10 protein-coding genes are annotated in these 11,960 nt (G+C 68.5%); 3 read left to right on the forward strand and 7 right to left on the reverse strand.

Annotated elements, in window-relative coordinates; genetic code table 11:
* Positions 1–100: 100 nt before the first annotated feature.
* The 5 genes from BAU07_RS04535 to BAU07_RS04555 form a co-directional block, all read right to left on the reverse strand.
* Positions 101–1,864 (reverse strand): gamma-glutamyltransferase family protein, encoded by a 1,764-nt coding sequence (locus tag BAU07_RS04535; protein ID WP_066654502.1) that lies wholly within the window; start codon positions 1,862–1,864, stop codon positions 101–103.
* 76 nt (positions 1,865–1,940) lie between these two features.
* Positions 1,941–3,011: a Bug family tripartite tricarboxylate transporter substrate binding protein gene (locus BAU07_RS04540; RefSeq protein WP_198168870.1), complete on the reverse strand. Its 1,071-nt coding sequence runs from the start codon at positions 3,009–3,011 to the stop codon at positions 1,941–1,943.
* Between the two features lie 136 nt (positions 3,012–3,147).
* Entirely contained in the window at positions 3,148–4,128 is a 981-nt protein-coding gene (locus BAU07_RS04545) for a Bug family tripartite tricarboxylate transporter substrate binding protein (RefSeq protein WP_066654503.1), read from the reverse strand.
* Positions 4,129–4,148: 20 nt separating this feature from the next.
* On the reverse strand, positions 4,149–5,168 hold the full coding sequence (locus BAU07_RS04550; RefSeq protein WP_066654505.1) for a dipeptidase: 1,020 nt from the start codon (positions 5,166–5,168) through the stop codon (positions 4,149–4,151).
* Positions 5,169–5,207: 39 nt separating this feature from the next.
* Positions 5,208–6,584, reverse strand: a complete 1,377-nt coding sequence (locus BAU07_RS04555) for an NAD(P)/FAD-dependent oxidoreductase (protein WP_232338247.1) — start codon at positions 6,582–6,584, stop codon at positions 5,208–5,210.
* A 258-nt stretch (positions 6,585–6,842) separates the two neighbouring features.
* Here BAU07_RS04555 and BAU07_RS04560 point away from each other — a divergent pair, with 258 nt between their 5' ends.
* A complete protein-coding gene (locus tag BAU07_RS04560) occupies positions 6,843–7,604 on the forward strand; it encodes an IclR family transcriptional regulator (protein ID WP_066654507.1) in 762 nt (253 codons plus the stop codon).
* A gap of 4 nt (positions 7,605–7,608) precedes the next feature.
* Here the strand turns inward: BAU07_RS04560 and BAU07_RS04565 are convergent, their stop codons facing one another.
* Together BAU07_RS04565 and BAU07_RS04570 are read right to left on the reverse strand one after the other, a co-directional pair.
* The gene (locus tag BAU07_RS04565; protein ID WP_066654509.1) at positions 7,609–8,805 is read right to left on the reverse strand and encodes an L-dopachrome tautomerase-related protein; all 1,197 of its coding nucleotides are present in this window, start codon (positions 8,803–8,805) and stop codon (positions 7,609–7,611) included.
* Positions 8,806–9,015: 210 nt separating this feature from the next.
* Complete coding sequence (locus BAU07_RS04570; RefSeq protein ID WP_066654511.1) at positions 9,016–9,525, reverse strand: pyridoxal-phosphate dependent enzyme; 510 nt, start codon at positions 9,523–9,525, stop codon at positions 9,016–9,018.
* On the opposite strand from BAU07_RS04570, the gene cynR reads away from it, so the two are divergent.
* Positions 9,524–10,414: a transcriptional regulator CynR gene (cynR, locus tag BAU07_RS04575; protein ID WP_066654513.1), complete on the forward strand. Its 891-nt coding sequence runs from the start codon at positions 9,524–9,526 to the stop codon at positions 10,412–10,414. The genes BAU07_RS04570 and cynR overlap by 2 nt on opposite strands.
* Before the next feature lie 351 nt (positions 10,415–10,765).
* A complete protein-coding gene (locus tag BAU07_RS04580) occupies positions 10,766–11,959 on the forward strand; it encodes a Bug family tripartite tricarboxylate transporter substrate binding protein (protein ID WP_084025332.1) in 1,194 nt (397 codons plus the stop codon).
* Position 11,960: the final 1 nt, after the last annotated feature.

Here is an 11,960-nt window from a genome sequence, read left to right on the forward strand (position 1 = left end):
GCACAGCGGATGGAGGTCCCCTGCCGGAATCGCGGTGCGTCCGCGGCGCGGGCTCCAGACTCACGCCAACGTCACGCCATCGTCGATCGGCCGCCTCGGTCTACCAGCCCGCCGCATAGGCGGGCCGGCGCGGGTCGGCGCCGCCCCATCGTATGCCGGTGGCCAGGTCGTGCCGCACCGCGCACATCGCGCCCGCGCGCCAGTTGCGGTCGCGCCACCATTTGACGGCATGCCCCATGCCGGCCAGCGCGTCGCCGACCTCGTGGGCGATCAGGTCTTCGATCATCAGCCTGCCGGGCTGCGTCGTATGGGGTTCGAACGACGACGGGAAGCTGAAGCTGGCGAAGCGCGGGGCTTCGATGGCCTGCTGCAGTTCCATGCCGAACACCTCGATGTTCAGGAATGTCTGCAGCATGGCCTGGCACTGCACGTCGCCGCCGGGCGTGCCGAAAGGCATGACATACTCGCCCGGCCGGATGGCCAACGAGGGGTTGGGCGTGAGGCGCGGCCGGCGGCCGGGGCCGATGGCGCAGGGGTGGCCGGCTTCGGCCCAGGATTGGCTGCCCCGTGCGGACGGGCAGATGCCGGTGCCGGGAATGACCGGCGTGTTGTAGGAGCCGTCGCTGGGCGTGGCCGAGAAGGCGTTGCCGTGCCGGTCGACGACGGCGACATACGAGGTGTCCAGCCTGGGATCGGTGCGCGCCGTATCGCCGTCGCCGGCCTCGCGCACGTGGATGTCGCGCGCCGTGGGCAGGCGTCCGGCGGGCGGCATGTCCGGCCCTGCGCGGCGCGGATCGATCAGCGCCAGTCGTTCCCGCGCATAGCCCTTGGACAGCAGGGCCTGTTGCGGCACCGCGGTGTGCCGGGGATCGGCGTAATGGACTTCGCGATCGGCGAAGGCCAGCTTGATGGCCTCCGTCAGAAGATGGACGTAGGCGGCCGAGTTGTGGCCCAGCGATTTCAGATCGCAGGTTTCCAGGATGTTCAGCATCTGCAGCAGCGACGGACCCTGGCACCAGAAGCCGCAGCTGTGCACCTGCGTGCCGCGGAAATCGGTCGCCAGCGCCGCGTCCACTTCCACCGCGAAGTCGCGCAGGTCCTCGTGCGTCATCAGGCCGCCCTCGGCCTTGTGGTAGTCGACGATGCGGGCCGCGATGTCGCCCTGGTAGAACGCGCGCCGCGCTGCCGCAAGGCCCGCCAGGCGGCCCGCGGACGCGTGGGCGCCTTCTTCGTCCACCATGTACTGCAGGCTGGCGGCGAGGTCGGCCTGGCGGAAGATCGCGCCCGCGGGCGGCGGTCGGCCGCCGGGCAGGTAGACCGCCGCGCTGGACGCCCAGCGCCGGTAGTTGTCCGCGTTGTCGGCGATCACTTCGGCCATCAGCGGGTACATGACGAAACCGTCGCGCGCCAGGCGGATCGCGCCGGCCGCGACGTCGCCGAAACCCATGGTGCCGAAGCGCTCCAGCGCCGTAATCCACGCGTCCGGCGCGGCCGGGATGACGGTGCGCAGGATGCCGGCGGGAATGGTGCCGGCATGGCGCTGCAGGAAGGTCTCCAGCCGTGCGGCGCGCGGCCAGTAGCCCAGGCCGGAGATGCTCCAGACCTTGCGGCTTTCGGCGTGATAGACCAGGCAGGGCGCGACGCCGCCGAAGTTCACGATGTCGCTTTGCACCACGCCCAGCGCGATGCCCGCCGCCACGCCGGCGTCGATCGCGTTGCCGCCGGCCTGCAGCACCTGCATGCCGGCCTGCGTGGCCAGGTAGTGGCCGGCGGAAATCATGTGGTCCATGCCGGCCAGCGTGGGCCGCATCGTCAGGGGCGCGCTGCCCGCGGTCAGGTCGGGTGCTTGCTTGGAGTTCGCCATGCGGGTCTCCCGGTATGTCGTGACGCGTGAAAGAGCGGGACGCGGCGCCGTGGGCCGCGCCAAGGTGCGTTGCGCCTTATTGCGGGACGACGCCGAGTTGCGTCGTCACCGCCTTCCAGCGAGCGTATTCGGATTCGATGAACTGCTTGAACTGGGCCGGCGTCGTGCCCTGGACGACGACATCGCGTTCCGCCATGGCGCGGCGTACGTCTTCCTGGGCCAACGCCTTGCGCGTGGCGCGATAGAGGGCGTCGACAATGCCCGGCGGCGTGTGCCTGGGCACGAGCAGGCCGTACCAGGAGCCGCCCACCAGGTCGGGAAAGCCGGCTTCGACCGTGGTGGGGATGTCCGGAGCCCGGTCCAGCCGTTTCTCGCTGAAGATGGCAAGCGCCTTCAGCTTGCCCGCATGGATCAGGGGCAGCGTGGTGCCCGGGGTGTCCAGCGTGTATTGCACCTGGCCGGCGATCAGGTCATTGATGAGCGCGGCGCTGCCCTTGTAGGGGATGTGCGTCGTCTCGATACCGGCCTGCATGTTCAGCAGCTCGGAGAAGAAGTAGTTGGCGGTGCTGTTGCCGGGCGAGGCGTAGTTCACCTGGCGCGGGTGGGCGCGGGCGTAGGCGACCAGCGCCGGCAGGGTATCGGCCGGAAAGGCGGGATTCGCGACCAGGATGAAAGGGCCGCCGCCGATCAGCGTGACCGGTACCAGGTCTTTCATGGGGTCGTAGGTCAGGCCCTTCATGGTGAGCGGTGCGCCCGTCAGCGGCGAGGCCGTGGCGAACAGCACCGTGTAGCCATCGGGCTCCGCGCGCACCACCTGCTGTGTCGCGATGGTTCCGCTGGCGCCGGCGCGGTTCTCGACGATGACCGATTGCCCCAGCACCTTGGTCAATTGCTGCGCCAGGACGCGCGCCACCGTGTCGGTGCCACCGCCCGGTGGATAGCCCACCACCATGCGCAGGGGTTTGTCGGGCCAGTCGGCCGCGTACGCCGACGTCAGCAGGCCCGCCGCCCAGCAGGCCAGGATGCCGCCCAGCAGGGCGCGAAGGCAGCGGGGCGGCCGCGCCGCCTCCGGGTGGCGCGCGGGTTCTGCGGCTCTGCGGCGGCGCACCGGCCACATTGCATGTATGCGCGACAGGTAAAGCTTCATGGCGAATACTCCCTGGCTTGTCGTCGGCCGTGCGCCGGCATGCGGCGCCTCCGCGAGATGGGCGAGACACGCAAGACGCACGGCACGTGCGGGCGGATGGCGCGGGCGATCGCCAGCGAACCGGCGATCGTCAGACTCATTTCTGCGTGGCCAATCCGAGCTTGTGCACGATGGCGGCTTCCTCCGCGAACTGCCTGGCGGCATAGGCCGCGTACTCCGTGCCGTCCATGTACACCAGTTCCTGCCCGTACTGCGTCAGCACGGCCTGGAACTGCGGCGACTCGGCGACCTGCTTGAATACCACCTGCAGCCTGGCCAGCACGTCGGGCGGCAATCCTTTGGGACCGGCGATGCCGAAGGGCGCGTTGGCGGGCGGTGTGCCGTCGATCTCGTGCAAGGTGGGTGTGTCGGGATACTGCGCGCTGCGATGCGCGCCCCAGGTGACCAGCATGCGCATCTTGCCGGCCTGGACCAGGGGTTGCACCGTGGTGGACCCGGCATAGGCGGTGACCTGTCCACCCATGACGGCCGTCAGCACATCCGACTCGCCTTTGTACGGAATGTGGCGCCATGCCAGCCCGTTGCGCGTGGCGATGTCTTCCATCATCACGTTCGACGCGCTGCCCACGCTGGCCGTGCCATAGGTGACCTCGTTGGGGTGCGCCTTGGCGTAGCCGACCAGGTCGGCCCAGCTCTTGAAGGGCGACGCCGCGGGCACCGCCACGCCCAGCGTGTAGCCGCTGAGCATCATGATGTAGGTGAAGTCGTGGACCGGGTCGTAACCCATGTCCTGGATATGCGGCATGCGGAAGACCGGGCTGGGCAGGATGGCCAGCATGTAGCCGTCCGGGCGTGCCGTCTTGATCGCCCGCGCGCCCAGCGTCGCGCCCGCGCCGCCGCGGTTCTCGATGACGATGGATTGTCCCAATCGCGGAGCCGCCAGTTCGGCGAACCTGCGGACCACGATATCGGTGGATCCGCCCGCCTGGTACGGCACGACGATATGGATGGGATGGGCGGGATAGGGATCGGCCGCGCGGGCCGGCGTCGCGGCGAACACGGACGCCAGGGCCAGGCCGGCCGCGCAGCGCCGGACGAATCGGACAAGCGTAGTCATGGCGAGTCTCCCGGTTGCGTTCAGGCGGCGGTCCAGGCCTGGGCGAAGGCGCGCTGGAAGTTGCCCCCCAGGACACTGGCGATCTGGCTGTCGCCCAGCCCGGCCTTGTGCAGTGCCTGCGTGAAGGCCGGGAAATGGCTGGGATCGGGGGTTTCGACCGGATAGCGCGCTTCCATGACGTCGCCGAAGGCGTTGGAGAAGTCGCCGCCGGACGCCGCGTACTTGGTGCGCGACATCACCATGACGTGCCGTACCGCTTCATACGTATCGACGGACGGGAAGTCGGTGCCGATGCCGACATGTTCATAGCCGACCAGCTTGCCGATATGGCGCACGTTGGCGACAAAGTCGTCCAGCGTGGGCTGCTGGCGCGGGTCGCCGCGCCAGTTGAGGTAGGCATGGATGCTGCAGCCGATGACGCCGCCGGTCTGCGCCACCGCCTTGATGACGGCATCCGATTTGTTGCGCGGGCGCGGGATGACCGCATTGGCGTTGGCGTGCGTCAGGAAAACCGGTTTGCCGGCGTGCCGCGCGGCGTCCAGGCAGGTCTGCTCCGCGCAATGGCTCAGGTCGATGGCGATGCCGACGCGGTTCATCTCCTTGACCATCTCCACGCCGAGATTGCTGAGTCCCGCGTTGCGCTTTTCCAGGCAGCCGTCGCCCAGCAGGTTCGCTTCGTTGTAGGTGAGCTGGATGACGCGTATCCCCAGTGCATGGAAGAGGGAGACGCGATCAAGCTGGTCGCCCAGGGGACGGCCGTTCTGCCAGCCCATGATCAGACCCAGCCTGCCGGTCTGCTTGGCCCGTGCGATGTCGTCCACGCGTTCGACCAGCAGCCAGGGCGAGTCCGGGGCCTGGCAGCGCTGGCGCCATGCCATGGCGTCCTTCAGCGCCTGCTCGAAGTCCGCGCCCATATCGCTGACCGTGAGATTGATGGCCGTGACGCCGCCCGCGCGCATATCGCGGGCACTGCCGTCGCTGAAAAAGACCAGCCCGTCGATGATGACCGATACGCGGTGCAAGGCTGTGGTTGGATCCATCGATGACTTCCCCTCGTTTTGCATGAAGTGGTCGCGCGGCTATTCGGTGTAGCGTTCGAAGCGGAACGGGCGCAGGTCGGTGGCCGGTGCATGGCCCTGGATCAGATCGGCCATGGCTTCCCCGGCCGCGGGTCCGATGCCGAAGCCGTGCCCGGAAAAGCCGGACGCCAGATATAGCCCGGGCAGGCCCGGCACGGCCGACAGGACGGGAAGCGCATCGGGCGTAACGTCGATATAGCCGGCCCAGGCTTGCGCGACGCGCGCCGACTCGAAGACCGGGAAGGCGTCCACCAGCCGGCGCCAGGCCTGCGTGACGCCGCCGCGCGATGGGCGCGGGTCCAGCACCCGATGGCGCTCGAAGGGCGAGACGCGGTCCGGCGCGAAGCGACGCGGTATCGCCATTTCCTGTAAGAAGCGCTTGCCGAGACGCAGGCGCACCAAGGTGTTGTTGGCCAGCCAGGGCCGGAGGAAATGGTGCATCAGCCGGAAGCTGTCCGGCACCAGGTCGGCCATGGAGGCGCCGAATTGCGACACCGTGTAGCCGCCATCGGCCCGTTTGCGGCAAGTGAAGTCCTTGCCGTTGATCGTGGCCGCCAGGCCGGCCTCGAAGGGCTGCGTGCGCAGCACCGAGCCGCGTACCTTCAACTGCGGGAAATCCGCGCCCAGGTTGCCGCAGAACAGCCGCGACCACGCCCCGGCCGCCACCAGCACCGCCTGGGCGCCGACCCGGCCGTGTTCCGTGAGGACGGCCGCAACCTTGCCCGCCGCCCGTTCGACCCCGCGCACGGCGCAATGCTCCACGATGATGGCGCCGTGCGCGCGGGCCAGCGCGGCGATGCCTTGCGTGGCCAGATGCGGTTCCGCCACGCCATCGCTGGCGCTGAAGAGCGCGCCCCGCCATGAGCGCCGCGATTCGGGAAGGTATTGCAGGGCCGCTCGGCGGTCGATCAACCGCGCGTCCAGCCCATGGTCGCGGGCGGCATCGATCCATGCCTGGTGGCTTGCCGCGTCGGCGTCGTTCTCCTGCAGGTACAGCATGCCCGTGCGGCGGAAGCCCACGTCGGTCATGGCCTGGATTTCGCCCCACAAGCGATTGGCGCGGATCGCCAGGGGAACTTCCGGCAGGTCGCGCGTCAGCGTCCGGACCCAGCCCCAGTTGCGCGAGGACTGCTCGCACGCCAGCGTGGCCTTCTCGAATACCGCGACGCGGATGCCGGCCTTGGCCAGGGCATAGGCCGCGCTGACGCCCACGATGCCGCCGCCGACGATGGCGACATCGACGGCATCCGGCAGCGGCGGCCTGCCCGCGCCGGGCCGGCCGGTCGCGGCCAGGGCGGGCTCGGCGGCATCGGCGAGGTCCGAATGGGGCGTCCCGGCGGCGGTGGCCGTGCGAGCGGGGATATGAGGAAAAGCCAATCTGGTCCTTGTGCGAGATGGGAGGGGGGCGAACCTGCGAAGCGGGTCGATGCCATGGCCGCTGCGATGCGGCGTCGTGGCCGCGACATCGGCACCACGGCATCGGCACCACGGCACCGGCAAGCCGCGACATCGGGGCACGACCTCAAATTCGTTATCGCTGTGCGATAATCAAAACCGTATACCGATATTTATACCGCGCCCCGCCGGTCCGTGGCCTGCGGGTTTGCCCTAGGCCGCCGTAGAACTGGAGCGCCGATGACCGCTTCCCCCTTATTGATCCAATCCCTGGAGAAGGGCCTTGCCGTGCTGGCGGGCTTTCGCCCGTACGAATCCATGAGCCTGCAGGAAATCGCCCAGGCCAATGGCATCACAATGGGATCGGCGCAACGCGTCGCCTACACACTGGAACAGACCGGCTATCTGCAGAAGGATGCGCGCAGCAAGCGCTACAGCGTAACGGTGAAGGCCGTGGGACTGGGCTATGGCTATCTCTACCGGCGGCCGCTGTTCCAGCATGCGCACGCGGTGCTGCACCAGTTGAACCAGCAGTGCGGCGAGATCGTGAACCTTTCGGTGCCGGATACCGAGGACCACATGGTCTTCGTGATGCGGGTCGCGCCGGCGCGGCACATCCCGGTGTACATGCCGGCCGGCACCCGCATACCCTGCTTTTCTTCGGCATCGGGCCGCGCGCTGTGGGCGCATCTGGAGCCGGCCGCGCTGGACGCCAAGCTGCGCGCCATCGCGCGCCCGCGGCATACGCCACGCACCACCACTGGAATCGGCGAGCTGCGGGCCCTGATCGAGGCGGCGCGCCGCGAGCACTATGCCTATGCCGACGAGGAGTTCTACCCGGGCGACATCAACGTCGCCGCGGCGATCCTGGACGGCGCCGGCGAGCCGGTGGCCGCGCTGAACATTTCAGTTCCCAAGCCGCGTTGGTCGCTGGCGCGCGCGCGGGCCGAACTGGGGCCCCTGGTCATCCACGCGGCGCGCGCCATCAGCACGCATACCTGACGCGTCAGCGCGCCGCCGTCGGCGCCGGCCCCGCGCCTATCCTGATGCGGAACAGGCTGTAGGGCTTTTGCCGCAGGTCCTTGCCGCCGTGGAACTGCGCCTGCCGGTGCAACTGGTTGGCGGTGAAGTACAGGTAGCCGTCCTTGCCGACCGACAGCGTGTCGGGCCACAGGATGCGCGGGTCGTGCACCAGGCTTTCCCATTCGCCGCCCGGCTTCAAATAGCGGATGGCGTTGCGTTCGTAATCGCCGGCATAGACCACGCCGTTGGCGTCGCTTTCCAGCCCGTCGGATGCGCCTTTTTCGCCCAGGTCCTTCACCGCCGCGGACAGTTGCGCTTCGCTGACGGCGGTATCGCGCAGCATGCGCGTCGGCACCGAATACAGATGGCGGCTGGACAGCGGCGAGTAGTAGAGCGTCTCGCCATCCGGAGAAATCGCGATGCCGTCGGAGGCGATCTTCAGCGGCGCCGTGCTGCCATCGGGATTGCGCGTGCGCAGCGATGCGCCTTCCACCACCGGCAGGAATTGCGGATCGGCCGATGTCGAATGGTCGCCGGTGAGGCGGCGTATGGCCGTGCCGCTGTCCAGGTCCATGACGATGATGCCGCCCGTGCCGGACGGCGACGAATCGGTAACGTATGCCACGCCGGCCTTGCCCTGCCGGAAGTCGAAGCGCATGTCGTTGACGTAGGTCTGCGGGCCCATCACCTCGGCAGGAAACACCAGCGTACGCGTAACCTTGTTCGTCGCCAGGTCGATGCGAACCAGCTTGGCTCCGCCCGGTTGCGGCGACTGGAACTTGGGCGCTGCGGTGTCCAGCACCCAAAGGTTTCCCTGGTGATCGACGACCACGCTTTGCACGCTGATGAATCCCTTGGCGGGATCGCGCGGATCGGGCTTGTTGATGGCGGCGTTGGGATAGGGATAGGCCTTGCCGTCGCGGATCTCGGCCACGGTGTAGGGCACGTCGTCGCCCCAGCGCGGATAGTTCACGAAAATGCGGCCGTCGTCGCTCACCGTGACGCCGGTCGGCATGGCCTCGCGGAACGTGGCCACCTGCTCAAGCTGGCCGAAGTAGTGCTCGCTCGGCAAGGCATTCGTCGTCGCGGGCGGAAGATTCCTGGGCGGCGCGGCCACGCCGGGCTGCATCGCGAGCGCCATCGCGGCGCTGAAGAGCGTAATGGGAAAGGCGCGGGACATGGCGGGACTCCTGTGTCGGCCACTGTGCAGTGGCGGCGGTTGAATGGATGACAAGAAACTGGCGTCGAGCGCGCTGCCGTCGTCTCGGTCCCCCAGGCGGGCCTTGGGGTGCACCTTCATGCCGACGACCTCGATGCCTGCATCTTGCCGATCGCCCATCCCGCGGACAACCGCCATGCAAGGACATGTTTTTCTCTATCGCGGAGTAAATCAGTGCGCCTCGTGCCAGCGCATCGCGCGGTCGAACATGTCCAGCCCGATGTTGCGGCCGCAGAGGACGACAGCGACTTTCCCGCCGCGCCACCGCTGCGCGTCGTGCGCCTGGCCCGCAAGCGCCACGCCCGCGGCGCCTTCCACCATCCAGTGCTCGGCTTCGGCGACGGCGCGCATGGCGCTGGCTATCGCCGCTTCCTGGACCGTTATGCGCTCGTCGATGCCACCTTGGCAGATCGGGAAGGTGATCGAGTCCTGCTCGACCGCGCGGGATGTTAGACAATCCGGCCGACGTGGATGCGCCATTGCGCCCGGACAGGCCTCGGCCGGCGCGGAGCGCCGACGCGCCGTGCCGGCCCGGACGCGGCCGCCGCGCGAGGAGCGCTCCTGTCCTCGTGGACCGCCATAGACGGTCCACGCCTCGCTGTTTATCATGGGCCCGGCCATGGCGGCGGGCGCCATGCCGCCGGCCGCCGCTCGCGGTGCACGTCCGTCCTCATCACCCATGGAACTCCGGCACCTGCGCTACTTCCTGGCCATCTGCGAAGCGAAAAGCTTCTCTCGGGCCGCTGACCGGCTGCACGTCACCCAGCCCACCTTGTCGCACCAGATACAACAGCTCGAAGAAGAACTGGGCACCCGGCTTTTCGAGCGCCGCGGCCCGCGCACCGAACCGACCGCCGCCGGCGAGATCTTCCGCGTGCATGCCGCGCAGGCCTTGCAGGACGTCTCCGCCGGCGTCATGGCGGTCCATGAACTCGAAGGGCTTATACGCGGCAACCTCTCCGTCGCCGTGTTCCACTCCTTCGCCAGCACCCGCTTGCCGGCCGTCTTCGCCGAATATGCCGCCCGCTATCCCGGCGTGCGCATCGTCGCCCGGCAGCTCTCGCGCAGCGATATGGAGAAGGAATTGCTCAGCGGCCGCCTCGATTGCGCCATCGGCTACTGGGAACCGGCCGACGCGCAGATCGAGGCGCAGGCCTTGTTCGACGAGGCCCTGGTGCTGGTCGTCGGCGCGCGCCACCCCTGGGCCGGCATGCGCACCGTTTCCATGAAACGCCTGGCCGAACTGTCTCTCGTCCTGCTGACGCCGGAGTTCGGCGCGCGCGCCTGGCTGGACGACTACTTCGCGAGCATCCGCGCGACGCCGCACATCGTGCTGGAGATGAACGCCATCGCCCCCATCCTGGCCACGCTGCGCAACACGGCGCTGGCCACCGTGCTGCCGCAGGGCGCCGTGGGCCGCACGCGCCAGGTGCAGGTCGTCAGGCTGAAAGACCCGGTGCCCCAGCGCCGCGCCGCCATCCTGTGGCGCAGCCATGGCACCCGTTCCGCCGCGGCGGTGCGGCTGGCGGAAATGGTGGCCGCCGAATACGCCATGCGCGGCGTGGACTGAAGCTCGCCGCGCCCGGCGTGCGCACGGGCTTTTGCTTTTTCTTTCCCGTTTTTGCTTTCTTGCTTCCCCTTTGCAGCGTTTGTCTTTCCTGCGTTTGCCTTTCTTGCGCGCCCGGGGTTGCCGCGCGCGGCGCGCAAGGCCGCATCAGGCCTCGTTCTATCGATGTCGCTTGCGTGCGGGACAGGCACCGGGCATACGGACGAGACCCGGGGCTCCCCGCCGGCCGCTATAGCTGCCATCGATATTCCGCATCGAAATAAATCATTGGTTCTATGGACCATGCGCGCCGCAGAATGAGTGCGCCAAGAATGAGTCCGCAGGACCGCTGGCGTCATTTCAAGGGGAATTGATATGGCATTGCGCACGATCGCCCTCCCGGGCCCGACCGCACAGGCGCGTATCCGCGCCTGCTCCCGCACCACCCCGACCCGGATGCCGGGGCAAGGGTGGCCGGGCATCGCTGCCGGCTTCAGCGCCGGCTTCGTTGCACGCTTCAGTTCGCACATCGGTTCGTACTCCAGTCCGCACATCGGTGCGCCGTCCACCGCGGCGCGGGCGCGCGGCATGGCCGTGGCCATGGTGACGGCCATGGTCGTGGCGATCGCCGCCCCCATGGCGGCCCGGGCCCAGGCGCCCGCCCAGGCGCAGGAATGGCCCTTACGTCCCATCAAAATGGTGATTCCGTTTCCGCCCGGCGGCGTGTCCGATGTCATGGGCCGCTTCTGGGCGCAGAAGCTGTCGACCGGCCTGGGTACGCCGGTAGTTGTCGAAAACCGTCCCGGCGCCGGCACCACCATCGCCGCCGGCGTGGTCGCCAAGTCGCCGCCGGACGGCTATACCCTGTACTTCGCCGACGTGACGACGCACGCGATCAATGCGACGCTGTACCGCTCGCTGCCGTACAAAAGCGACGAGGACTTCACCGATATCGCGCTGGTGTCGGCCGCACCACTGGTCCTCGTGGTCCCGCCGCAGGTCCCCGCGCAGGATCTGCAGCAATTCATCGCGCTGGCCAAATCCCGCCCCGGCTACCTGAACTACGCCTCCTCCGGCAACGGCACCATCCTGCACCTGGCTGCCGAAACGCTGAAGCAGAAGGCGGGCGTCGAGATGGTGCATGTTCCCTATAAAGGCAGCTCGGAGGCCGTGATGGCCACGCTGAGCGGCCAGAGCTCGGCGACGTTCGCGGCCTTGCCGCCGGCGCTGCCGCAGATCGCGTCGGGCAAGCTGCGCGCGCTGGGCGTGACCTCGACCGGCCCGAACGCCGCGCTGCCCGGCGTGCCGCCCATCGCGGGCACGCTGCCGGGCTTCGACGTGGTGCTGTATTCGGGCATCCTCGGGCCGGCAGGCATGCCGCCCGAAGTGGTCAAGCGCATCAACGCAGAGGTCAGCAAGGTGCTGAAGGAACCGGAGACGCGGAAGTTCTACGCCAGTGTCGGCGCCGACCCCGTGGATCTCAGTCCGGCCGCCTTCACGGCCAGGATGCGCGAGCTTATCGCGGCGATGAGTACGGCGGTGCGCCAGTCCGGCGCTGTCATCAACTGAT

It is taken from the genome of Bordetella flabilis, assembly GCF_001676725.1.
In the GTDB taxonomy this organism is placed as follows: domain Bacteria; phylum Pseudomonadota; class Gammaproteobacteria; order Burkholderiales; family Burkholderiaceae_B; genus Bordetella_C; species Bordetella_C flabilis.